We start from the raw sequence: 24,822 nt of genomic DNA, 5'->3' as shown, positions 1-24,822 counted from the left end.
CCATTACTCCAATATGTCGGAGTAATGGGCTTTTTATTGCTTGAATTTTGGCCGCTTATGATGCCGGTCGATAATTGTAATCTTTGTCAAACAAAACATTGATTTACCGAATTATTAAGCTTTGTTTAGGTTGCTTTATTGGCCGGTTAGTTGGCCGCTTTATATGACCAGCTTTAACAGATCCTTTAAACAAATTCCCACACGACTTGATAAAACCCTGCCACCCTTTCACAATCTAACTTCTCGATATAAAACACCATAACCATCGCGAAGGATAGCGCTGATGAACGTCACTAAAAAACAGCTTGATTCAGCGGCTAACCAGAATCTTATCTCGCAGGAACAGGCGGATAAGCTATTCGATTTTTTCCAATCTCAACCAGCGACAGGCCCCAGTTTTGACTTTACCCATGTGCTTTATTACATGGGCGGCTTGATTGCCATTGGTGCGATGAGTTTGTTTATGACCTTGGGTTGGGAAAGCTTTGGTGGTTGGGGGATCTTTTTTATCAGTCTGGCGTATGCCGGTGTTGGACTAAAGCTGGCGAATCGTTTTGAAACAAAAGGTTTGGCCATTCCTGCCGGGATTTGTGCGACCTTTGTGGTGGCACTTACACCTTTAGCGATTTATGGTTTGCAGCAGGCAATGGGCTGGTGGCCTGATGATAGCGTTTATCAAGATTATCATCGTTATATCCAGTGGCATTGGCTATATATGGAATTGGGCACCCTGGTCGTTGGGGCACTAATTTTTTATCACTACCGTTATCCATTTTTATTAATGCCGATTGCGGTTACGCTGTGGTATCTATCTATGGACATTGCGGCAATGATAATCGGCGGTTATGCCAACTTTGAATTGCGTGCATTGGTATCAATGTATTTTGGCTTGGCTATCACGCTGTTTGCGTTCTGGGTGGATATTCGGGGCTACAAATCGGGTGATTATGCGTTCTGGTTGTATCTGTTTGGTGTGATCGCTTTTTGGGGAGGCATGACTTCGCAATACTCGGATAGTGAGCTGGCAAAATTCATCTATTTCACTATTAACTTATTAATGATTGCTGTCGGCGTAGTCATTGCCCGCCGAGTATTTGTGGTATTTGGTGCACTGGGCTCGGCGTTTTATCTTGGGCATCTTGCCAATGTGGTTTTCAAGGATAGTCTGTTGTTTCCGATTGCACTTACGGCTATCGGTCTTGGGCTGATTTATTTGGGTGTGTTGTGGCAGAAACATGAACAACAAATCAGTGAAAATATTCAAGCGCATTTGCCCGCAGCCCTACGGGAATTTTTAGTCGCTAAAAGCAGCTGAAAGTTTATGGCTTGAAGTTCACAAGCTTAAACCCCACTTGATGATAGATACGTTAAAATGCCGTCTATCATCCGGCATTTTCAATTGCCACATTACATCCGCACAGATGCAGTATGAGGATTCATCATGCAAGACGACGCCATCCAGGCAGATCATTTACAACGTTTTATCTTCGATAATGCAGCCATCCGCGGTGAATGGGTACAGCTCAAACAAACCTGGCAGACGGTTAAAGTTCAGCGTGAATATCCACCTGCAGTTGCTTCTTTATTGGGACAAATGCTCTCTGCTGCAGCGTTATTGGCCGAGACAGTCAAAATGTCAGGACGACTGGTCTTGCAATGTCGTTCGAATGGGCCAGTATCATTATTGATGGTTGAATGCACCAGCGAACACACTCTTCGAGGTTTAGCCAACTGGGATGGCGACATTGCCGATGATGCCACCATGCAGGAATTATTAGGTGAAGGGAATCTGGCAATCACCATTGAAAATGTTGAAGCCAAACAACCTTATCAAGGCATTGTCAGTGTACAGGGCGAAACCATCGCCGAAATGCTGGAAATGTATTTTGCCCAATCTGAGCAGTTAAAAACCCGTATCTGGTTAGCTACAGATGAACAGACTGCTGGCGGTTTGATGCTGCAGCAATTACCGGATCAAGATCCCGAGCAGCACGATGAAAACTGGACCAGAATCAATTTTCTTGCTGAAACGGTGACCAATGATGAACTGCTGAACCTGGATGCAGTCTCGTTGTTATATCGTTTATTTCATGAAGAAATGGTGAGGCTATTGAGCACAACCGTATTGGAATTTGCATGTACCTGTTCACGTCAACGAGTGGCGGATACTATCAAGCTGCTGGGACGGCAGGAAGCAGAGGATATTATTACCGAACGTGGCTTTGTCGAACTGGCCTGCGAGTTTTGTAATACGCACTATCAGTTTGATCCGGTGGATGTGGCGGGGTTATTTAGTGACCCGCTAAATATCCAGAATGACTCAGATACATTGCATTAGCCTGGAATAAATATGGCGCATATTGTCATTATCGGTGCGAGTATCGGCGGTCTACCTGCTGCTTACGAATGCCGGGCAGCGCTCGACAAAACGCATCATATTAGTGTGGTTTCCAACACGCCGATCTTTCACTTTGTACCGAGCAATCCCTGGGTAGCGGTGGGCTGGCGAAAACGTGCTGATATCAGCTTTGAACTCGCCTCTGTGTTATCCAGTAAAAACATCGATTTCTATGATTCAGGTGTGACCAAAATCAAACCGGAAACTAATCAGATCTTGTTAGGGGATAACACCATCCTCAACTATGACTATCTGATTGTGGCAACTGGTCCTCAACTGGCTTTTGATGAAATCGAAGGCTTCGGTCCAAAAGCTCATACCCATTCTATTTGTACCGTCGATCATGCCGAAGAAAGTTATTATGCGTGGCGTGACTTATTAAAAAATCCTGGCCCAATTGTCGTGGGTGCGGTACAGGGCGCTTCTTGTTTTGGGCCTGCCTATGAGTTTGCCTTTATTATGAATCGGGCCTTACGCAAGGCGAAAGTGCGGGATCGGGTACCGATGACCTTTGTCACGCCCGAACCGTACATCGGCCATATGGGATTAGGTGGCGTAGGCGATTCAAAAGGGCTGTTTGAATCCGAGTTTCGTCAAAATGATATCAAGTGGATCACCAATGCCCGGGTTAAATCCATCAGCAAAGGCAAAATGCTGGTCGAACAGGTGAACGATGATGCTGAGACCATTAAAACCCATCAACTGGCTTTTGATTTCAGCATGTTGATTCCAGCATTCAAAGGGGTCGAGTGCGTTGCAAGTCTTGGGGATGACTTGGTCAATCCGCGCGGCTTTCTCAAAGTCGATGAATTCCAGCGTAATCCTGCTTACCCTAATATTTACGGCGTCGGTGTTTGTGTCGCCATACCGCCAGTTGAAGCGACAGCTTTACCGGTGGGTGTACCTAAAACCGGCTATATGATTGAAAGCATGGCCAAAGCCGCAGTGGCTAATATCCAAGCAGCGATTGAAGATCGTCCTATTGAAACCCGAGCAAGTTTAAATGCTGTTTGTTTAGCTGATATGGGGCACACCGGTGCGGCATTTGTCGCCTTGCCACAAATTCCACCACGCAATCTGGCTTGGATGAAAAAAGGCTGTTGGGTGCAAATGGCAAAAATCGCTTTTGAAAAATACTTTCTGTTCCGTATGAAACGTGGTCTACCAGAGTCTTTCTACGAACGCTGTCTACTACGTTGTTTTGGGATTAGCAAAACTAAATAACCCAAATATTTATCCATTAACCGTTTTTTTTCGATCGATAAAGCCAGTTAACCAGACCGAATATGTAAAACTCGTCGTGGAACCATCATTAAACTAAAAGTAGTCTAGTAACTATTTCAAATCGATATACATTTTTTGCAAAGCATTTAAAATTCATATCCCTAATTGGGGGATCGCTGAATTAATTTCGTTTTGCACGCATTAATACTTAAGAACCAGATACTTATAATAATTCCAAAAGAATCCCATTACTGGACTAAAGTACTATGGACATCATTCGTTTAATTAGTTATACATTTGTTCGAGGTATTTGCCTCAACTTCAAAATTCTACTTAACTTGCCAAGCATGATGTGAATCATGTTGCGGAAAGCCACGAGCCTCATTGAGGTAGTCGGGTTGCATAATCGCAAGGACCATCTGTTATGTTAAAAACCATAACTGCTGCAACACTTTTATTTACCAGTATTACAACAGCTTATGCTGCTCCTATCAAAATTGATTTTAATTCACAGTCATTTTCTAATGTCAGTAGCTTTACAACTCAGGGTGTTACTTTCTCAAAAGGTAGCGCAAACCTTTCGACCGAAAGAACGCCAAACAATACTGCAGGTATAAGGGGTGATAGTTTTGTTGGAGCAGATCCCTTTAAGGCTGTCATCAATGGTGGCGCCTCGTTAGTGTCAGTTGACTTAGGCGACAATGGTATGGACATCGATACAATCTTTTTATCTGTATTTGATGCCGCCGATAATATGTTGGGAACAACATCAATTGTCTGTTGCAGTATCACTCAGATGATCACACTTTCTCTCGCTTTTGAAAATATTAGTTATGCCACGTTTGGCACAATTGGAGGGGTTTTCAAAAACTCGGTATATGCTGATAATTTTACGTATACCCCGAATGTATCAGAAGTGCCATTACCTGCCGCAGTTTGGTTATTTGCTTCTGGTTTGATGGGATTTGCTGCCATTAGAAGACGGTCAAATTTAAAAGTTTAAACCTGTTCATATAAATAAAAAATAGTCGTACTTTCAAAGCCAGCTATCCCTATAGCTGGCTTTTTTCTTTGGCACAGTTGGAAATTTGCTTGTCTCTCAGTCTAGTTTCAAGCGAAATTTTCGGAATTTCAGACAACTGGAACTGCTTACCTCACTGATACTATCCACTCTACAAAATCTATGGGCATAGGTGTCATGGCGCAGAAAATTAAAAATATGGTGAATCACTCTCTGGCTGTTGCTCAAGAGGTAGGTTTGATTATAGTAGCGATTGCGACCTTGGTCGCCGTGGGTATTGAAATCGATTTTATGTTTGATAACGGCACAGTCTTATTAACCGATTTATTGTTGCTATTTATTTATCTGGAAGTGCTCACCATGGTTGCGGTTTATTACCAGTCGGGCGAGTTACCTATCAAGTTTCCCTTATATATCGCGATCGTCGCCCTGGCACGTTACTTGATTCTAGATATGAAAAACATTGATACCTGGCGGATTTTGGGCATTAGCGTTGCGATCTTATTGCTGGGTTTATCCATCATCGTGATTCATTACTGCAAAACCAATCTGCTTGAGAAAAAAACAAAACTGGGTGACTAAACAAATGGACTCACTGAACCCCTGCGGCTAACCAACCATAGTAAAGGTTTAAACCAATGTTGACGCCAGGTAAGGATACTGGCGACACATTTGGCGGCAATACTGAGCAACATCACCCAGACCAGCACAGCCATGGATGGGTGATCCGCTGCTAGACAAAGCAATAAAGACACGATTAGACTCGAGTAGCCAATAATGCGAAGGCTAAGTTGTTCGGAAGACGAGGGTAAACTGGTTTCAATACCAGTCACCTGACGCCAATGATTCGGTAGACTAAGTGAAAGACTGGCCATACCTAACATGGTGGTTAATATAGCAGCGATCCAGCAAACGACTTCAACCACGGCTTGCCTCCATCTTCTGTGTCGAAAACTCAATGGCCTTATTCACTGCCACTGACTCACGTTTTTTCAAATATCTTGCTGCATAAACAGCGATCGCACTGCTGACCAGCAAACTTAAATCCACCCCGGCAACCGGCCAGTAATGAAATGCTGTTTTCAGCAGGTGATCACCAGTGGTAATCCAGTTAAGCATCACAGCTGCAACGGTCAGCACAGCAAACAAAATGCTTTGTTCACGCCATGAGGGTGAAATACGCATATGCCGAACGGCAGAGCTGCGCCAGAAAGCGTGCAGCAACATCACACTCCAGCTGCCCCAGAACACCACCTGTTCCCAGTAACCTTTACCAACCATTTCAGCTGGTAATAATCGGTTAGCTACTAACATACTGACTGTAGCCACTAACATGCCGGTTACAGTCGTTACTGCTAAAGCATCAACCACCTGACTGCCAGAGCTTCCCTGTAACGTATGCTGACGTTTACGTTTTTCCACAAAGAATATAAAGCCGGTGGCAATACAGATGGCGCCAACTAGACCACCAAACACATATAACCAACGCAATAGCCAATGTTCAAAATGTTGTAAATGTAGTCCAGTGAGGAACTCATTAATTTCAGAAACAGCCGAGCGGGGTGGTTCTTCACGAATTAATTCCCCAGTAGTACCACTGAAATGCATGCCTTCACCAACCAATGCAACACGATCACTGCCAGCGCGATAAATACTGACAAAGCTATTGGCATCATCCACATGAGTGATTTTCAAAAAGCCGACTTCACCCGGCATATCTTTTTCTGCCCAGCGTTGTTTAGCCTTGGCCACCATCGCATCTACCGAGGCCATTTCAGCTGGGACACCCGCGCCGTCATGGGGTAATCCTGTCTCACTGGCTTCAACCATTTCATGATAATCGTGTAACGGTTCCAACTGAGTATGAGTCACCGGGAAAAAGTAAAAGCTGGCAAAAATCAGCAAACCGGTAAAGGTAAAAAAGAAATGAAACGGCAACGCCACCATGCCGGTGAGGTTATGCAAATCAAGCACACTACGTTGAGTTTGTTTGTTGGGACGGAAAGTAAAGAACTCACGAAAACGCTTACGGTGAATAATCACGCCACTGACCAAAGCAGCCATCATAATAAATGCCGCGATACCGACGATATAGATGCCAATCCGATTCCAGTTCCAGTTGAGGCTGTAATGCATTGGATAAAAGAATCGGCTGCCGATTTTCAATTGGTCATCGGGTAAAGCCTTACCGGTACGAGGATCAATGGTGATATCGCCATGAATATGATTATGACCTTCCGGATCCAAGGGTTGTGGAACCCGAAAACCAACACCCATGATTAATACTGGATCACGATGCGTGGTGTAAGCCCAGAATTCATCGGCGGGTAACTCGGTTCGAGGTGTCATGGGCCCCTGATTCAAATCATGCAGCAGCGGCATATTGGTGTTGTAGTCCTGCACATCTGGTTCAACCGAACGCAGAATCGGTAACAACATCTCATCAAATGATGGCATTACCTGTGGTTCAAACCGGGACTCAGGAATCGACCAGCGATCAATCTCACGATCAAAAACTGACAGACTGCCAAAAAAGAAGACCACCATCAGAATAAAACCCAAGGTCAGGCCAAACCAGGTATGCAGCCAAGCCATTGCTTGTCTAAAGCTACTGAACATGGATTAAATTCCTTGTAAAAATGACTGTTGCACAACACTGGCCAGTACGGTCATCACCACACCACCACCAAACAAAATCAGCCATGATCGAATTAGTTTATCGGTGGCCATGCCCCATAAAAATAGGCTTAGATAGGTCAATAATCCCAGCATCAGCATGCCCATCTCAGCATCATGAAACTCCACACCAAGTGGAATTAACGCCGCGATAACGATTGCAATCACCCCCCAAGTGAACAGATAGCCACCCACCAAACTGGCAAAAATTCGGCTGGCAATCGGCCAAGCGGGAGATGAAAAATTCGGCATGAAATCGGACCTGTTTGAAAAACGAAAAAGCATCACCAAGAGTCAATCATCCAGATGAACATAAAACTTGATGCTAAATGATAATTATTAACATTCACATTGTATAGCGATTAGTGGCGTAATTCAAAGTTGAAAATAGGACTGAAATAGATAGAACCATTGAATTGTCATCGCAGTGTTTGTACTGGTATGGTTTGATTAAATTTTGAGCATGACCTAACACATGCCGGCAAGGTGCTGAAAAGAAACCTTCCTAGGGAGCACTAACCATGAACAATCGCTTCACTCGCAGACAGAGTCTCAAGCTGATCGGTGCCAGCCTGGCCGCGACTTTGTTACCATCCATGCCGATCTTTGCGGCAAGCAATGAACTGCTTCAGAAATCTTATTCAGGTGATAAAAAGCTACCTGTTATCGGCTTGGGGACCTGGCGTACCTTTAATGTCGGCACCGATCCAAAGTTGCTTGATGCTCGAACCGAAGTGGTAAAGACATTTTTTGAGTTGGGTGGTGGGCTAATTGATTCTTCGCCGATGTATGGTTCTGCGCCAGATGTGATGGGCTATGCGTTGCAAAAACTGGGTATTCCCGACAGCCTGTTCTCAGCCGAAAAAGTCTGGAGCCCTGCGGGTGGGACAGCTCGTGAACAAGTCACCGATCTGCAAGCACGCTGGAAGGTTGAGCAATTTGATTTAGTGCAAGTACACAACCTGACAGATTGGCGCGAGCATCTGGCAGCACTGCGTGAAATGAAAGCCGAAGGTAAAATTCGTCATATAGGCATCACCACCTCACACGGCCGTCGCCACAAAGAATTCGAGAAAATTATGGCTTCCGAGGATATAGACTTCGTTCAGCTGACTTACAACATTGCTGAGCGTGAAGTAGAAAACCGACTGCTACCTCTGGCAGAAGAAAAGGGGATTGCGGTGATCGCAAACCGACCTTTTGATGGCGGGAGTTTGATCAAAGGGGTGAAACGCCGCGACGAACCACTACCAGAATGGGCAGAAGCAGAATGTGGCTGCACTACTTGGGCAGCGTTTATGTTGAAGTTTATCATCAGTCATCCAGCTATTACTTGTGCTATTCCAGCCACCTCTCAGGTCGAGCATCTGCGAGAAAACATGCGTGCTGGAATGAATCCCATGCCTTCGGCCAGCACCCGACAAAAGATGGCAAATTATTTCGAGTCTTTATGAACGGCTGGACCAGCTACACACTGCAGGATTTTATTCCCTTTACTGCGGATATCTATTTCCGACTAATCGAACGCATGAGCGAAACCTTCTGGCCACTGCATTTGCTAACTTTGGCTTTAGGACTGGCAGCAGTATGGCTGGCCATCAAAAACCACGCACGTCTTTCATGCTTACATATTGCGCCTGTATGGGCCTTTGTCGCTTTTGCTTTTTTTATTCAACGTTATGCCGATCTCAACTGGGCTGGTGGCTATATCGGTTACTTTTTTCTCGCTCAAGCAATACTGTTGCTATTGATCTCAATGACTGGGCTTGGCCTGGACAACTCGCCACGCAAAAGACCGCCTGCTGTTATTGGTATTGTCATCGTCCTTGTCGGGTTAATTGGTTTGCCGTTTATTGCATCTATCACCGGAGGAGACTGGCTCCAAGCTGAAGTGTTTGGTATCCATCCTGATCCTACTGCCATAACCACACTGGGGCTGACTTTGATCCTGTTCAGAGGCTGGTGTTTGTGGCTTATTGCTATCATTCCAGCATTCTGGCTGCTGATCTCGGGTTTAACCTTGTGGGTGCTGGGCACAACCGCAGCCATTGTTGTGTTCGCCGTATTGGCAATAGCGTTACTCGGTTTGGTTTGGAAGAGTATTGAATACCAGTCATTTAAACAGGAACAGAAATAATATGAAGCTCAAGTTTAAATGGTCTCGCTTGGAGTCTTTTACCGCGCTTGAGCTTTACCAGATCATCAAAGCTCGCGAATCCGTTTTTGTTGTCGAACAAAACTGCCCATACCAGGAAACAGATGATTTGGATCCCCACGCCTGGCATCTATCTGCCCTAGTCAATGGCGAATTGGCCGCTTATGCCAGAGTGGTTGAGGCGGGAATTAAAGATCGTTTGCCTTCAATTGGTCGGGTGATGACGGTTAAAACATTCAGGGGCCGAGAAATTGGCCGGGCATTAATGGAAGAAGCCATCCGATTCACCGAACACCAGTTTCCAAATGCTGATATCAAAATCTCAGCACAGGTTTATCTACAAAAGTTCTATGAGTCACTAGGTTTTCGCGTTTTCAGCGAGCCGTATGATGAAGATGGTATTCCTCATATCGATATGATTAAACCGGTCAATACTGCAGACCTAGACTAATTCATCAAAATGCTTGCTGTTATGGAATAAGCCGGCGTAAAGTTCGTACATCGGTCTCACTGGCGCATATCCATGAATCTGACAAAGCTGTCTTCAAAACACTGTTTTTCTCTTATGTTCCTTTTCAAAAATCACATTTTCAGTGACTCGGTCCGAATAATGAAAACAAGCTCCATAAATGGCCTCTTTTTAATTCAAGTATGAAATTGTATTTCAAAAAAACATATAAATTCATAGGTTTAGAATGATGTTCTTTTAACAGGGTAAAATTAAAAGGCCGCCTGCTAATAATTATTATGAGGCCAACGGTCTCATTAACATGCTGTTATAAGCCACAAGGATAGTATGAAGATTGTTTTAAAGTTTATTGGATTAATTTGGGCAGTTTGTTTTTTTTCATTTTTCATCCTTTCTTTTTATTCAGGTACTGGGGGTGAAATATCTCCTATTGCTCAAGAGTATGTAATCAACTTTCAGGGCTTATTAGAGTCATTTTTAACTTCCCAGTGGTTTTTTATTGTCTTTGCAGCAGGTTGGTTTGGAGTCTCTTATTTATTAGGGAAAGAAAGTGGATGGCAAAATTTAGCGAAAAAATATGGAAATAATAAAGACGAAAACCCTGATGAAAATTTCCAAACTGGAAATGGGTATATCGGCAAAACAAGACATAATGGTATTTTGAAGGTTGCAGTAAATAACAAAGGGCTTTATTTAAGAGTGCTTTTTCCTTTCAAATTTGGTCACAAAAACCTGTTTATACCTTGGCGAGATATTTCAGCTATTACATCAGAAAGTGGTTTGTTTTCTGATAAAACACCAAGCTTCCTTAAGCGTATCGGTAAAAAATTTTCTGGTACTGAGTACTTAAACATTAAATTGTGCCAGTTTCCTGAGCAGCGGTTAACTATTCAAAGCACTGAGCAACTACTTGGCTTTATACCAAAAAACATTAAGAAATAGTTGTAGAGTAAGTGGCTTATAACACGGAATTAAAGCAGGAAAATTTACAGTTGGCTGTTTTCACTGCGTTCAATATTTTAGCCAACTATAAATTTCCTCTTTCTTAATGAGGCGTTATGCATTCAACCATCTTCGATCCTAAGGACGCACTTTAGCTATGAATGACGAGCAGTCGAGCAATCCCTTACACGGAGTCACTCTCAGTAATGTCGTCGAGAGGCTTGTTGATTACTATGGTTGGGAAGAGCTTGGTATCAGAATCAATATCAATTGCTTCAAGAATGATCCATCGGTGAAATCTAGTCTGAAATTCCTACGAAGAATACCGTGGGCCAGAGCAGAGGTGGAGAATTTGTACGTATCTACGTTTACACATCGTGGAACGTCAGAAAATGTATAACCAGGCGTTCAACCGGACAGTTTGTAGCGGAGCTTTTGCTTCGCAAATTTTATGCCCTCACTGCGAATCACTCCGCCGGAAAGCCGTCTCCGTTCTGCCGGTTAACTTGGCGTTATATTTCAAGGAGGTTTTGTGCCATCACCTATAGAACTAGCTAGAGTCGAGGGAGATAGCATAAAAGGAATTCGGCCACTTCAGGAATATGAAATTCAAGAAATCAGAAATTGCAATAAAGAGATATTTGATTTCAATAGGCACTTCAAACTGGTTGAATATGTGCTTTATAATTTCGACTGCTTAAAATCTGTAATTGAAAACTCCATTCTAGGGTTTTCTGAAAGCTCTGAGGCAATAGGTCGCTACGACCTAGATCCTTTTGGTCATGAGGTCAACATAAATCTCTTAAATCTCATGATGTCGGCAAGAACCTGTCTTGACCATATGGAAACATTTATCAAAAGAGAGTACGGAAAGGATTCAAAAGAGATTACTCTTTTCAAAAGGTTGGCAGCAGATGAGTTTGATAATAAATTTTCTTACAAATTTATGTACAAGCTTAGAAATTATGTTCAGCATTGTGGCATGCCGCCATTAAGTTACTCAAAGACTAAAGTTCTGAAAGGTGAAGCTCCTTATGCTGCATTAACTTTAGAGTTTGACAGGGACGCTTTACTTTCAGGGTATGATGGCTGGGGTGCAAAAGTTAAGCCTGAGCTAGAAGCTCAGGCTACTAAGTTTAACGCATTAGCTATTATTGAGGAATTTGTTACATCTATATTGCGTATCTACATAAGCTTTAATGATGAAACAAATTTTTCGAAAACTATAGAATCAAGAGCTCGAATAGCTCAAATTATCTCCCAAAGCGAAAAATATTTTGAAGATGATTATTGCCTTTTTTCTGCGTCAGAAAAAGAGGGAGATAAAGTCACTTTTAATATATCGTGGATACCGGCATCTCTTTTCCAAAAAATTGAGAATTATATAAGTTTAAAAAATGAAATATAACAAGGCGCTGTTGTCGGACAATTTTTCCGCTGCCCTCCAAAATTGCCGCAAAGCCCGGCCTTAGATTATTTATGGGCAATGTAAAAAAGGAATATAAACGACGTTAACAGGTCAGACAATCAAGAAGCTGACTAGCTTAGATACATTGTTAATCTTTATTAATGCTCTCCCTAATTCCGTATGATATTTATCGTGTTCAATAAATGATTGAGCAATGAAGCTTCCCAACAAGGAAATAATACTTGCAGCATGCACTGTTGATTATTAATCCCCACAGCCGCAATGGGTCACAAGCCGAGGTGTTGGATGAGGCCGTGCGTTTGCTGGAATCCTCGGGCTTTGAGGTCTCAGTATGTGAGTCTGAGAGCGAAGCGCATCTGGTGTCACTGATCGAAGAATATGACCGAGAAGATGGCATCGTCATTATCGGCGGTGGTGACGGGACTATCAGTTCGGCTTTGGAAACGTTACATAACTGTCAACGCACCTTGGCCATTTTCCCGATGGGAACAGCCAATGATCTCGCACGCTCACTTGGTGTTCCGGATGATCTGCTTGCGGCTGCGCAAGTCATTTCTGATGATCGGCGTGAACACATCAGTTTAGCCAGGATCAATAACGAACATTTTTTTGTGAATGTGGCACATGTAGGCTTAGGGGTTGATGTCACACGTGAACTTACCTCGGACAGTAAAAAGTTCTTTGGCGTATTTGCTTATCTTGGTGCATTCTTTAAAGCGATAAAACGCAATAAAAGCTTTAAAGTAGACATCCAAACAGAAGACTGGCAATGCTCCACCCGGGTGATTCATCTGGCAATTGGCAATGGTCGTTTTTATGGTGGTGGCAATATCGTTGATCAACGATCAACATTGCTTGAGGGAAAGCTGAATTTGTTTTTCATCAAACCTCAACGCTGGTGGCAGCTTTTGATGCTCGGGCCTAAATTACGAAACGGTGCAATGGACACTACCGACCGCATCGTTCGTAAAGCTTCTGATAAATTCAGTATCCAGACCTCTAGACCCAAATCGTTAGAAGCGGATGGCGAATTTAAAACCAAAACGCCCGTCGAATTTAAAGTCATCCCTAATGCCATTGAAGTCATCGTTGGTGATATGCCAACAGCAACCTCAGGAACAGATTGATATGTCGATAATACGTACTGATGAGCAAGCTGATGCTCTGGATATTTTGAAACTCATCATTGAAACAGCCGACTTTTACCGTGCAATGGGTGAGCTATTAACGGAAGACAATGTTCATCATCAGCTTTTTGATATCGCCAAAGAGCGGGAGACATATATTGAGCCGTTTCGAGAGGTCGTTAAGGAACTGCACGAACTCCCGGCAGCGCCTGATTCTGATAAAGAATTGGTAGAACAGCTAGGCGGAAAAATTACCCAATTGCTCTCGGCCGATTCTGAAAAAGCTATTTTAGAGAAATGTCTTAAAAAAGATGATCTGTTGGCTGAGGCAATTAAGAATTCGACATTAAGTGAGCATTCGGCAGAATTCAAAAATCTACTAGATTCTCTTTACCAACATCTCTCACATACTAAACAACGCTTCACTAATCAGTAAGTTACAGATTTCTGGTGGGCTTTATCGTTTGTCAAGGTAAGTTTTTGATATAACTAAAATAAAAGAAGTTATGGAAGCTAAAAAATTGAAAGACAAGTTACACAGCGCAATGATTTTCTTCATTGTAATAGGAGCACTATCTTTTATTGCCTTTACGTTTTATCACGGCTTTTTAAAGATCGCAGATATCCTTAGTCTTTAATAAACTCAACACTGGATCATCAACTTTATGCTTTGTAAATCTGATAATTTTTAGTGGAGAAGCATAAACGTGTTTAAGCGATTGCATGATTGGCTTGAGGCTCGGCGAATTAAAAAAATGGGTTTTACCACCGAGCAATGGGAATCGGCGATTGCGGATTGGCAAGTGATGGACCGTTATCAAGGTACTGAGCGAGACGAACTTCGAGAGATGACCTTTCGTTTGCTTGCTCGCAAAACCATACTTTCGGGTGCTGAGTTTCAATTCACTGATGCGATGTGCCTTAAGCTTGCGACAATGGCTTGTGTGCCTATTCTGCATCTGGGTCTTCACTGGTATGACCATTGGCAAACGATCATTCTTTACGAAGGTGATTTTGTACCGAACCGCCCTTATCGCACTGAGGATGGCGTTGTGCATGCAAAGAGTCCAGGCCTCAGTGGCGAAGCTTGGGAGCGTGGTCCAGTGATTCTATCGTGGCAGGCGATTACTGAAAGTGGGCCTGATAGTCGTCATGGCAAGGCCAGTAATGTCGTAATTCATGAGTTAGCGCATAAGCTTGATATGCTGCGTGATGGGGCCAATGGTGCACCACCTATGCACCCCGATATGCGTCCAGGGAAATGGCATGATATTTTTTCAGCCGCCTGGGATCGATTAGAAAATGACTTGCAGCATCATCGATCATTGCCAGTTGATGACTATGCATTGACCAGTCCAGCGGAATTCTTTGCTGTTTGCAGTGAGGCTTTTTTTGAGTCACCTCAAACCATGAAAGCAGAAATGCCAAAGGTATACGGTTTGTTATGCCAGTTTTATCGTCAGCAACCGGTAGCTTTGTGACTAGAGAGTATTAATATTTTCAGTTTGCTTTGTCATCTTCTCAACCAAATAATCAACCATTATTTGTATTCTGACTGGCAGGTTTTATCTCCAATGAATAACCCACAAGTCACTCATAAATAATATTCATTAATTGGTCACATGTGCCGATATAAAATGCTGACGAATTTTACGTTAGAGAATGAACTGAGATGAAAATCAAACAAAAAGTCACAATCGCTGCCATTTTTCTTGCGATAGTACCGATTTTAATTTCGACCATATTAACGAATTTTATTGCAACAAATGAATCAAACAACGCACTTCGTGAATTGACACAAGAGCGTTTAGTCTCTCTTCGTAATGTTAAAAAAAATCAAATAGAAGACTACTTTTCTAGCATAGAAAATCAGCTAATCAACTTAGCTGACTCGGCAATGATTGCAGAAGCGTTAGAGGAGTTCTCTCTATCCGCACAAAGCTATGCAAGAGACACCGGTCAGTTTGATAAAACGAATCTTCGTCAAAGTGTAAAACAATATTATGACTCGCAGTTTATTGAGCGTTATGAATCGCTGAATGACGCTAAACCACCAATTAGTACTGATGCGTTATTGAATGCACTTGATCTCAATGCCTTAGCGTTGCAGCAACAATATATCGTCGATAATCCGGCCAAGTTAGGTCACAAAGATGAGATGATGCAAGCAAATGATGGGAGTTCTTATGACTTATCCCATGCAAAGTATCACCCCTTTCTGAAAGACTTTTTAAATCGGTTTGGTTATTACGATATATTTCTGGTTGATGCAGATACCGGCATGATCGTTTATAGCGTATTTAAAGAGCTTGATTATGCCACTTCTCTAAAAAATGGGGCTTATGCTGATACGGCGATTGGCCGTGCATTCAAAGAGGCATCCAACCTTGCAGCAGATCAGACAGTTGCTATTGCTGACTATGTTCCCTATCTGCCTTCATATGAAAGTCCTGCTAGCTTTATGGCTGCACCCATCAGCTTAAATGGAATTAAAAAAGGTGTTTTAATTTTCCAGATGCCGGTAGATCGCATCAACGAGATCATGACGTTTCAGAGAGAATGGGTTAAAGCCGGTTTAGGGGAGTCAGGCGAATCCTATTTAATCGGACCAGATAATAAGCTTCGTAGTGAAAGCCGTTTTCTTGTTGAAGATAAACAAGGCTATTTGGAGTTATTAAAAAATACCAATGTGATCGATGAAAAAAGTAGACATCTCATTGATTTGAAAAACTCAGCGCTTGGTGTTTTACCGGTAAATACTGAGGCAGCTAATGCCGCTTTAGCAGGAAATGAAGGGTTTGATATCCTGACAGATTATCGTGGTGTGAGTGTGTTATCTGCTTATGCTCCATTAAATATTAATGGGCTTAATTGGGGCATACTAGCTGAAATCGATGAGTCAGAAGCCTTTGAACCAGCCAATAATTTGTCTAACAAATTATGGCGATATGGAATTTATATTCTTCTTGCTGTGGCACTTATTTCTCTGGTTGTTGCAGTAAAAGCATCTAATCTTATTTCAGTACCGATTTTACGGATTTCTCACTTCATTTCTGGCGTTGCTAAAGAGTTAGATTTAACGCAAAGACTACAAATGAAACGGGAAGACGAAATTGGTGATGCAAGCAAAGCTCTCAACGGCATGCTGGATACTATGCAAAGTACGATGAATAGAGTTACAGATGCCAGTAGTGAAATTGCTGCTGCATCCGAAGAAACCTCTGTCATTACTCACCAGACGAGTCAAGCTGTCCAAAAACAGCAGAGTGAAACCGCTCAAGTCGCTTCGGCGATGACGCAAATGACGGCAACGGTGCAAGAAGTAGCCAGAAATACCAGTGAAACCTCTTTTGCTACAGATAAAGCGGCAGAGCAAGTGGATAGCGGTATCAAGGCAATGCAAAAAACGACCTCGCTTGTTCAACAGTTGGCCGACGTTACTGAGAATGCAGTGACATCAATCACCCAACTCAAAAAACGCAGCATGGATATCTCCAGCGTACTTGATGTGATTAACAGTATTGCAGAGCAAACCAATCTATTGGCATTGAATGCGGCAATTGAGGCTGCAAGAGCTGGTGAACATGGGCGTGGTTTTGCTGTTGTGGCAGAGGAGGTTCGGACACTGGCGAGTAAAACATCGGCCTCTATTGGTGAGATAACGAACATGATTGATATGCTACAACAGGGATCCAATCATGCAGTTGAATCAATGGAAGAAAGCCAGAAGCAAGTGAACGATGCTTTGCTTCAGGCTAACTCCACCAAAGAATCCTTGAATAAGATCGCAGAGGTCATTTCTCATATTAATGATATGAGTAGACAAATTGCTTCAGCAGCGGAAGAGCAGGGTGCAGTGGCAGAGGAAATTAATCGGAATATAGTATCGATTAATGATATGACCACACAGACAGCCGAGGGGACTGTGCATACTTCAGAAGCTAGTCAGGAATTAGCGCGACTGGCATCGGTACTGAATGATCTAGTCAAACAATTTCGGGTGTAATAGCTTCACTCACCAATTTATTGTTAGATCTTCAGATCGATTTTTCGAGAGTAAGGGCATCTTAAAGGGGCAGATAAATTAACTAGAGGTAGCTAAATTTGTCATCTTCTCAACCAGATAATCAACAAATACACGTATTCTGGCGGGCACGTTCTTACCGCCGATATAAACTGCATGGATAGCTTCGCGGTCTTGAGGATTGTAGGCTTCCAGTAGGGGAACAAGTAGCCCGCTGGCCAAAGCCTGCTCCACATGAAAGCGACCGACACGGGTAATTCCTATGCCTTGCATGGCAAGTTCAACTAGGGTTTCACCATTATTGGCGATGATATTACCGCTCACTGATAACATAAAATCATGGTCATTTTCACGAAATGGCCAACCCGGTTCTAGGCGACGGAAGCTAAAATCCAGGCAATTGTGATGTGTTAAATCGGCTGGGGTTTGTGGGGTGCCAGCTTTTGCTAAATACTCCGGCGAGGCAATCACCACTCGACCGGTTTCTCCCAGACGACGGGCATGCAGGCCACTATCAGGCAATTGTCCAAAACGAATGGCTACATCAACTTGTCCGGCACTGACATCACTAATCTGGTCTGTCACATCAATTTCGATGGTGATATCTGGATAGCGCTGCAAAAACTCTTTCAGTAACGGAACAATGGTCAGGCGGCTATGCGCCGTTGCTGTACTGACTTTGATATTGCCACTTGGGCTACCGCGGTTGGCAATGGTGGTTTCAGTCTCGTCCAGATCCTTTAGAATGCGTCGAGCGGCAAGCGCATAGGACTCGCCTTCGCTAGTTAAACGAAGGCTACGGGTGCTGCGAACAATTAACCTGACACCAAGACGTTTTTCGATACGTGTCATGATGCGGCTCACCGCTGAGGGTGTGAGATCTAATTCTCGGGCTGCAGCGCTTAAACTTCCTGCTTCTGCAACGGACAGAAAGGTCTCCATTTCGGCGGTTCGATCTGTTTTTCCAAATTTCATTTGTGATTCCAACGCAAAGCTGAATGTACCTAACGCTACTTTTTAAGCATTTCATAAGTGCGTATATTCTTTTCCATCACAAATTAACGAGACTTTGCATGAAAATCAATATTCCTTTACTAGCCTTGGCCTTTGGTGCTTTTGGTATTGGCGTAACCGAATTTTCTCCAATGGGGATGTTGCCAATCATCGCCAATGATCTTGCCGTTTCTATTCCAACTGCTGGCATGCTGATCAGTGCTTATGCCTTTGGGGTACTGATTGGGGCACCGTTTATGACGTTGGTGTTTGCCAATATGAGTCGGCGCAATTTGTTGCTGCTATCCATGGCGATTTTTACGGTAGGTAACGTAATCTCTGCCATGGCGGATAGTTACAACATGTTGTTGTTTGGGCGGATTATCACGTCATTTAATCATGGAGCTTTTTTTGGCGTGGGGGCGATTGTTGCTATGAGTATCGTGCCGGTGGAAAAGCGCGCTGGTGCGGTAGCAGCAATGTTTTCAGGGCTGACGATTGCCACCATCGGTGGTGTGCCATTGGCGGCTTATATTGGTGAACTCATTGGCTGGCGACCTGCTTTTTATGTGATGGCGATGATTGGTGTTATCACGATGATTGCCCTAAGACTATCATTACCACCACTGGTGAATGAGCAAAAAGCGAATGTCCGTGATGAGCTTCGGGTATTGAGCAAAGGGCCTGTTTTAACTGCATTGTTATTAACGGTGGTCAGTTCCAGTGCGATGTTTACGGTGTTTACCTATATTGTGCCTATCCTGCAGGATGAAACGCTGGCCTCAACCGTTTTTGTTACCTCAATGCTAGTTTTATATGGCGTAGGATTGGCGGTTGGCAACTATCTTGGCGGTCGTTATGCCGATCGTTCGCTGGACCGAACACTGATCGTTTCGTTAATGTCGGTCATCGTTTTATTACTTATTTTTACCGTGGCGATATCGTCTAAGTTGATAGTGGTGCCCCTGATCTTTTTATGGGGAATCGCCAGTTTTGCCCTTGTACCACCCTTGCAATCATTAGTGGTTCAAGAGGCGAGAGAAGCACCCAATTTAGCGTCAGCCATGAACATTGGTGCGTTTAATCTGGGTAATGCGTTAGGTGCGATGCTTGGTGCTGGCGTAATCAATGCCGGTTTGGGCTTGACCTCCGTACCACTGGCAGGCGCTGGGACGGCTATTCTGGGCCTTATTCTGGTGTTATGGTTTAGACGTGGTCGTCAACAAAGAGCAAAACAAGCGTTAGATGCAGTTTGTTAGAGATAGATGTAACAATCACAGCGATAGTAAGAGTCAAAATGGAAAAACATCAGTTTTGAAACCAGTTATTCAAGAAGAAACTACAGGATGTGGCATTGCAGCTGTGGCTAATATTCTGGGAAAAACCTATTCCCAAATGAAAGCCATCGCCAATGCCATGGGAATTTATGCTGAGGATAAGTCACTTTGGTCTGACACGCAGTATGTCAGGCGCATGTTAGCTAGTGCTGAGATCAAGACATCTGCCGATGAAACACCTTTTGAATCATGGGAAGCGTTACCGGATTTAGCCTTATTGGCCATTAAATATCATCAAGAAGACGGCAAAAATTTCTGGCACTGGGTGGTTTTTAAACGTGAAAATGGCGAAGCCGTGGTGCTGGATTCGGCAAGCTATCTCTCAACAAATATCAGGACAGACTTTGAGGATATGCAACCGAAGTGGTTTATTAAGGTAAAAAAGAATACAACGCCATAAATAATCATTTGGAAAATGTTATGAAAGAAACTGGAAAAATTAACTATATAGAGATGCCATCGAGAGATATCCACCTGACCAAACAGTTCTTCAGTGAAGCATTTGGCTGGTCGTTTGTGGATTATGGCCCTGAATATGTTGCGATTGAAAATGCCGGAGTGGATGGTGGTTTTTTTAAATCTGACAAGGTGGCGACCACTGAGAATGGCGGTGTATTGGTGGTACTTTATAGTGCTGAGCTTGAAAATACAGTCGAAAAGGTCAAAACAGCGGGCGGAGCCATCACCCAAGATATCTTTGCGTTTCCGGGTGGGCGACGGTTTCATTTCACTGACCCTAATGGCAATGAATATGCGGTTTGGTCCGAATAGAGAGTAACTTATGCCTTACCACACAAAGTATAGAAATTAATCCAAAACTTTTCGAAAAGACGTTCGTTTTGTTTCAATGATCCTAAGATATACGCTCACTAACTATAAATCCTAATTGGAAGCGTCGCGAACCTTACTTTTTATGGCGAGATATGTTGGTTATCGAGGGTCGTCCTGACTTAATTCACTACATCGATGACTTGTAATGTTTCAGTTTGTTACAGAAAAGGACATTCCCACTGTTTTCTAAGTAGAATTATGAGCCTATGATGCGGTGACGTACACGTTGCTGCTCGTAATAGGAGTATAGGGATTTTGGCCAGCAAGCATTGTATTGGAATTAAGGTGCCAAACGTATATAGAGTCGGCTTAAGTGGCCAGTAACTCAAAAACGTTAATACAGGAATCACCGATCCGGGTGAAGATCATCGTGGGTGTCGCGCTGGTGGTGTTTGTTCTTGTAATGCCTTTTTCAATTTATAACTTTTTTCTGCAAAGATATATTTTGGGAATAGGCACCTTGTTGATTGTCTTCCTTATGGCCATCAATGCCTGGAATTGTTGGCATGGCCGTTATTACCCACTTCTAATTTTGGTTGGTTTAGCACCTATCATTATTCTTTTCCTGGGCCTGGCGTTTTATCAACAAGGCGTGATTGGCCTGCTGTGGTGTTATCCGTCGGTTATTTCGTTTTATTTTATGCTGCCAGAGCGCTATGCCTGGACTGCGAATATTGTTTTATTGATAATGGCACTGCCAATGTCATGGCTATTTTTAGATGCTGAGCTGGCATCAAGGGCGACCGCCACCTTGATTTGCGTCAGTGCTTTTGCGGTAATTTTTGTTCGGGTAATTAGTATTCAGCAACATGAATTACACGACCTGGCGATGACGGACTCATTAACCGGCCTGGCGAATCGTGTGCAATTACATGGCTCTCTGGAACATGCTGTGCAGCAGTATGAGCGGCATCTGGCACCGATGACGCTGATTGAATTAGACCTGGATAATTTCAAGACGATTAACGATACCTTGGGACATGATGCCGGAGATGACGTTTTAAGAGGTATCGGCAAGTTGTTGCAAAAGCGGATTCGGCGCTCGGACAAAGTGTTCCGACTTGGCGGGGAAGAATTTCTGATACTGCTTTATGAGACAGACTCAGCTCAGGGATTGCAGTTGGCAGAAGAGCTGCGTCAGACAATTGAAGTGATGCCACTATTACCGGATCGTAGTGTCACAGCCAGTCTAGGTATCGCGACTTTACAACCTAATGAAAATTGGCGTGACTGGATGAAACGAAGTGACGATAACTTATATCGTGCCAAGAAAGGTGGCCGTAACCGCGCGGTGGCCTGACAGAACTTATTTTTTGGAGCGAGATATTGAGTAAATGCTCATTTATCGACCACTTTTCTCTTTTCGAAATTAAGCCAAATAAGTGCTGCACTGAGCTTCTAGCATGCAATAAATCGACTTTTGCCAGTTTGTGATATTGCTGATGGTTGAAGTGACTAGTATGGATTGCGAAACGTCATTCCATCGAGGTCACTATGAATACTGCATTACACACAACCTACAAACCAGAAACTACTCCCGGTATTAAACCTTCCCATCCATTAGATCCGCTGACCCTTGATGAGCTGGCCGAAGCTACATTGCTGCTCAGAAAAGACAAACAACTGAGTCCGTCTTGTCGTTTTCCCTATCTGCAACTGGATGAGCCTGACAAAGCCGAAGTGCTAGCGTTTGAGGCCGGCAAAGCGTTTTCACGTAAAGCGTTTGCTGTGGTGCTAGATAAGGCGACGGGGTTAATTCACGAAGCCAAAATCGATTTAATTGCTCAGCAGATTACTGAATGGAAACAGTTAGATCCTGAAGTCAGTGGCCAACCGCCAATTATGATTGAAGAGTTTTTCAGCTGTGTTGATATTGTGCAGGCGGATGAAGGCTTTCTGGCAGCAGTGAGACGTCGTGGCTTAACCGACAAAGATATTGAAAATATTCAAATCGATCCCTGGTCATTTGGTTATTACGGCGACGATGAAAAATATCGTGGCCGCCGATTGATGCGCGGTGTGGCGTTTGTACGGGATGAGATTGTTGATAACGGCTATGCCCGTCCGATTGAAGGGCTGATGGCGATAATTGATCTCAATGAAGAAAAGGTTATTGAGATAATTGATGATGGTCTCAACACCCCAGTTCCCAAAACTAAACGCAATTACGATACGCCTTCATTAGGCAAACCCCGTGAAGGACTAAAACCGTTACATATTATGCAACCGGAAGGGGTGAGTTTTTCGGTGGACGGCTGGAAGGTGGATTGGCAAAACTGGTCATTCCGGGTGGGTTATACGCCACGTGAAGGTTTGGTGTTAAATCAAATCAGCTATAAAGATGGCGAGCGTGTTCGGCCCATTATCTATCGTGCAAGTATCAATGATATGGCGGTGCCGTATTCCGATACTGCACTGAATCATTACTGGAAATGTGCTTTTGATGGTGGCGAATACGGTCTGGGTCGTATGGCCAATCAACTCGAACTGGGTTGTGATTGCCTAGGCGCGATTCGCTATTTTGATATTCCTGCCGTCGATGATCAGGGGCTGCCATTTCTGATGAAAAATGCGGTGTGTATGCATGAAGAAGACTACGGCACATTGTGGAAACATTACGAGTTTCGCAGTGAAACCTATGAAATGCGTCGTTCACGCCGCTTAGTCATCAGTTTTTTCTGCACCGTGGGCAATTATGATTACGGCTTTTATTGGTATCTTTATCAGGACGGCACGATTCAGCAGGAAACTAAACTGACCGGTATTATCCAAACCAGCGGTATGGTGCCTGGTGATAAACCCAAATTTGGTGGCATTGTCACTCCTGAGATTTACGGCCCAACCCATCAGCATTTCTTTAATGCACGACTGCATATGATGTTGGATGGCGAAAACAACTCGGTGGTCGAAACCAACTTCTCGCCAGCATCACAAGATGCCGAAACCAATCCATGGGGCAATGTATTCAAAACCGAAACCACCTTATTCAAAACCGAACTCGAAGCAACCCGTGAAGCCAATGGAGCAACTGGGCGTTTCTGGAAGATCATTAACCCTAATCTGAAAAATTCGGTCGGTAATCCACCCAGTTATAAATTGGTGGCAGAGCATAATCCGGTGATGCTGGCTGGCCCAAATAGTTTTATCGGAAAACGTGCTGGTTTTGCCAGCAGGCATTTATGGGTGACGCCTTATGATCCCAATGAAATGTATTGCTCAGGTATGTATCCCAACCAGAATAAAGGTGATGGGTTGCCATATTATGTGGCGAAAAATCGTCCGATTGAAAACACCGATATTGTGGTTTGGCATACCTATGGCCACACCCATGTCTGCAAACCGGAGGATTTTCCAATCATGCCGGTGGAGTACGTCGGCTTTTCGTTAAAACCCAACAACTTTTTTGACGGTAATCCGGCGATGGATCTGCCTAAAGATGTTGATAATCAGAGCGTCGATACGGCTGCTGCTGGCAGTTGCTGTTCAAAATAAGTCGATATTATGTTGCTGACGATGGTTGATCTGCTATGCAGCGTGATCTTTGTGATCACGCTGCATCAATGGGCATTTACCAATCAATTACTCAGCCGTCCGTTGTTATTCATCGTCGGCAACGTGGTGTTTTTGAGCGGCATGCTGCCCTGGTTTGACGCCTTGGCGCGATATTCAATCTGGTTGCATAGCGCTCAGAGTGTGATGGTGCATCATCTTGCACCTTTATTATGGATCTGTGCGTTGCAACATCAGTCAACTCGCTTGGTAACGATGAATGTAGCCAAATCACACTGGCCGTTTACGTTATTAATGAGTGGCTTTGCGATATTAACCTGGGTGTGGATGTCACCGGCGTTGCATCCACTGTTTATGCAAAGTGCTTTGTTGTATAGCGTGATGAAATGGCTGATGGCATTGAGCGGCATAGCCTTATGTTTAATGATGATACGACAACATCAACAAACAAGTTATTGGCAAAACTTAACGCTGTTCACCGTGATCATGCCGTTAGTAGTATGGGGAATGTTGATGATGGTGTTCCCCAATATGTACAGCGATACACATTCAGGACCACACCACCATCATATGATGATGAATAACCTGCCAGACTGGCTGCAGCTTTCTGCGATAGTCGATCAATCTCTGGGCGGACTGATATTTATACTCGCTGGATTAGCCTATTGGCAGACCGGAACATCAGG

25 protein-coding genes are annotated in these 24,822 nt (G+C 43.6%); 21 read left to right on the top strand and 4 right to left on the bottom strand.

The genetic code is table 11. From position 1 onward, the window contains the following. The first annotated feature begins 283 nt into the window (after positions 1-283). The 5 genes from ACN0V2_RS12275 (at position 284) to ACN0V2_RS12255 (ending at position 5,225) form a co-directional block, all read left to right on the top strand. Positions 284-1,315 (top strand): DUF2157 domain-containing protein, encoded by a 1,032-nt coding sequence (locus ACN0V2_RS12275; RefSeq protein ID WP_417551112.1) that lies wholly within the window; start codon positions 284-286, stop codon positions 1,313-1,315. 126 nt (positions 1,316-1,441) lie between these two features. Next, positions 1,442-2,338 (top strand): Hsp33 family molecular chaperone HslO, encoded by an 897-nt coding sequence (hslO, locus tag ACN0V2_RS12270; protein ID WP_417551111.1) that lies wholly within the window; start codon positions 1,442-1,444, stop codon positions 2,336-2,338. A gap of 12 nt (positions 2,339-2,350) precedes the next feature. Further along, positions 2,351-3,622 (top strand): NAD(P)/FAD-dependent oxidoreductase, encoded by a 1,272-nt coding sequence (locus ACN0V2_RS12265; protein ID WP_417551110.1) that lies wholly within the window; start codon positions 2,351-2,353, stop codon positions 3,620-3,622. Positions 3,623-4,046: 424 nt separating this feature from the next. Next, entirely contained in the window at positions 4,047-4,625 is a 579-nt protein-coding gene (locus tag ACN0V2_RS12260) for a VPLPA-CTERM sorting domain-containing protein (RefSeq protein WP_417551109.1), read from the top strand. A 195-nt stretch (positions 4,626-4,820) separates the two neighbouring features. Further along, complete coding sequence (locus ACN0V2_RS12255; RefSeq protein ID WP_417551108.1) at positions 4,821-5,225, top strand: phosphate-starvation-inducible PsiE family protein; 405 nt, start codon at positions 4,821-4,823, stop codon at positions 5,223-5,225. On the opposite strand, the gene ACN0V2_RS12250 is transcribed toward ACN0V2_RS12255, so the two are convergent. The 3 genes from ACN0V2_RS12250 to ACN0V2_RS12240 are packed head-to-tail and all read right to left on the bottom strand — an operon-like array spanning position 5,222 to position 7,571. Beyond that, positions 5,222-5,569, bottom strand: coding sequence for a DUF3325 domain-containing protein (locus ACN0V2_RS12250; protein ID WP_417551107.1), 348 nt, complete (start codon positions 5,567-5,569; stop codon positions 5,222-5,224). The genes ACN0V2_RS12255 and ACN0V2_RS12250 overlap by 4 nt on opposite strands. Beyond that, positions 5,562-7,262 carry a PepSY-associated TM helix domain-containing protein gene (locus ACN0V2_RS12245; protein ID WP_417551106.1) on the bottom strand — a complete coding sequence of 567 codons (1,701 nt, stop codon included), beginning with the start codon at positions 7,260-7,262 and terminating at the stop codon, positions 5,562-5,564. The genes ACN0V2_RS12250 and ACN0V2_RS12245 overlap by 8 nt, the downstream gene beginning before the upstream one ends. A gap of 3 nt (positions 7,263-7,265) precedes the next feature. Next, on the bottom strand, positions 7,266-7,571 hold the full coding sequence (locus ACN0V2_RS12240) for an iron uptake protein (RefSeq protein ID WP_417551105.1): 306 nt from the start codon (positions 7,569-7,571) through the stop codon (positions 7,266-7,268). A 269-nt stretch (positions 7,572-7,840) separates the two neighbouring features. Here ACN0V2_RS12240 and ACN0V2_RS12235 point away from each other — a divergent pair, with 269 nt between their 5' ends. The 10 genes from ACN0V2_RS12235 to ACN0V2_RS12190 all read left to right on the top strand — a co-directional run bounded on the left by ACN0V2_RS12235 (position 7,841) and on the right by ACN0V2_RS12190 (position 17,447). Then, a complete protein-coding gene (locus ACN0V2_RS12235; RefSeq protein WP_417551104.1) occupies positions 7,841-8,773 on the top strand; it encodes an aldo/keto reductase in 933 nt (310 codons plus the stop codon). Then, positions 8,770-9,456, top strand: a complete 687-nt coding sequence (locus tag ACN0V2_RS12230; RefSeq protein ID WP_417551103.1) for a DUF6064 family protein — start codon at positions 8,770-8,772, stop codon at positions 9,454-9,456. The genes ACN0V2_RS12235 and ACN0V2_RS12230 overlap by 4 nt, the downstream gene beginning before the upstream one ends. Before the next feature lies 1 nt (position 9,457). Then, a complete protein-coding gene (locus ACN0V2_RS12225; RefSeq protein ID WP_417551102.1) occupies positions 9,458-9,925 on the top strand; it encodes a GNAT family N-acetyltransferase in 468 nt (155 codons plus the stop codon). A 345-nt stretch (positions 9,926-10,270) separates the two neighbouring features. After that, on the top strand, positions 10,271-10,885 hold the full coding sequence (locus tag ACN0V2_RS12220; protein WP_417551101.1) for a hypothetical protein: 615 nt from the start codon (positions 10,271-10,273) through the stop codon (positions 10,883-10,885). A gap of 157 nt (positions 10,886-11,042) precedes the next feature. Continuing rightward, positions 11,043-11,285 (top strand): VF530 family DNA-binding protein, encoded by a 243-nt coding sequence (locus ACN0V2_RS12215; RefSeq protein ID WP_417551100.1) that lies wholly within the window; start codon positions 11,043-11,045, stop codon positions 11,283-11,285. Between the two features lie 132 nt (positions 11,286-11,417). Further along, the gene (locus ACN0V2_RS12210) at positions 11,418-12,293 is read left to right on the top strand and encodes a hypothetical protein (protein WP_417551099.1); all 876 of its coding nucleotides are present in this window, start codon (positions 11,418-11,420) and stop codon (positions 12,291-12,293) included. 242 nt (positions 12,294-12,535) lie between these two features. Beyond that, positions 12,536-13,441: a lipid kinase gene (locus tag ACN0V2_RS12205; RefSeq protein ID WP_417551098.1), complete on the top strand. Its 906-nt coding sequence runs from the start codon at positions 12,536-12,538 to the stop codon at positions 13,439-13,441. Position 13,442: 1 nt separating this feature from the next. Beyond that, positions 13,443-13,877, top strand: coding sequence for a hypothetical protein (locus ACN0V2_RS12200; protein ID WP_417551097.1), 435 nt, complete (start codon positions 13,443-13,445; stop codon positions 13,875-13,877). 271 nt (positions 13,878-14,148) lie between these two features. Then, the gene (locus ACN0V2_RS12195) at positions 14,149-14,922 is read left to right on the top strand and encodes a zinc-dependent peptidase (protein ID WP_417551096.1); all 774 of its coding nucleotides are present in this window, start codon (positions 14,149-14,151) and stop codon (positions 14,920-14,922) included. 191 nt (positions 14,923-15,113) lie between these two features. Continuing rightward, entirely contained in the window at positions 15,114-17,447 is a 2,334-nt protein-coding gene (locus ACN0V2_RS12190) for a methyl-accepting chemotaxis protein (RefSeq protein WP_417551095.1), read from the top strand. A gap of 78 nt (positions 17,448-17,525) precedes the next feature. On the opposite strand, the gene ACN0V2_RS12185 is transcribed toward ACN0V2_RS12190, so the two are convergent. Continuing rightward, positions 17,526-18,440, bottom strand: coding sequence for a LysR family transcriptional regulator (locus tag ACN0V2_RS12185; protein ID WP_417551094.1), 915 nt, complete (start codon positions 18,438-18,440; stop codon positions 17,526-17,528). A gap of 98 nt (positions 18,441-18,538) precedes the next feature. Between ACN0V2_RS12185 and ACN0V2_RS12180 the strand changes: the two genes are divergently transcribed. From ACN0V2_RS12180 to ACN0V2_RS12155, 6 genes are all read left to right on the top strand, one after another. Continuing rightward, the gene (locus ACN0V2_RS12180) at positions 18,539-19,717 is read left to right on the top strand and encodes an MFS transporter (protein ID WP_417551093.1); all 1,179 of its coding nucleotides are present in this window, start codon (positions 18,539-18,541) and stop codon (positions 19,715-19,717) included. After that, positions 19,704-20,195, top strand: a complete 492-nt coding sequence (locus ACN0V2_RS12175; RefSeq protein WP_417551092.1) for a hypothetical protein — start codon at positions 19,704-19,706, stop codon at positions 20,193-20,195. Before ACN0V2_RS12180 ends, ACN0V2_RS12175 begins: the two co-directional genes overlap by 14 nt. 20 nt (positions 20,196-20,215) lie before the next feature. Beyond that, positions 20,216-20,566 (top strand): VOC family protein, encoded by a 351-nt coding sequence (locus ACN0V2_RS12170; RefSeq protein ID WP_417551091.1) that lies wholly within the window; start codon positions 20,216-20,218, stop codon positions 20,564-20,566. A gap of 373 nt (positions 20,567-20,939) precedes the next feature. Continuing rightward, the gene (locus ACN0V2_RS12165; protein WP_417551090.1) at positions 20,940-21,926 is read left to right on the top strand and encodes a GGDEF domain-containing protein; all 987 of its coding nucleotides are present in this window, start codon (positions 20,940-20,942) and stop codon (positions 21,924-21,926) included. Positions 21,927-22,120: 194 nt separating this feature from the next. After that, on the top strand, positions 22,121-24,118 hold the full coding sequence (locus tag ACN0V2_RS12160) for a primary-amine oxidase (RefSeq protein WP_417551089.1): 1,998 nt from the start codon (positions 22,121-22,123) through the stop codon (positions 24,116-24,118). A 9-nt stretch (positions 24,119-24,127) separates the two neighbouring features. Further along, on the top strand, positions 24,128-24,822 hold a 695-nt coding region (locus ACN0V2_RS12155; RefSeq protein WP_417551088.1), incomplete at its 3' end, for a cytochrome c oxidase assembly protein.

It is taken from the genome of Methylophaga sp. (assembly GCF_048266885.1).
Classification (GTDB): domain Bacteria; phylum Pseudomonadota; class Gammaproteobacteria; order Nitrosococcales; family Methylophagaceae; genus Methylophaga.
Note: the sequence above shows the minus strand (reverse complement) of the source record. Positions and strands in the feature narration are given on the sequence as shown.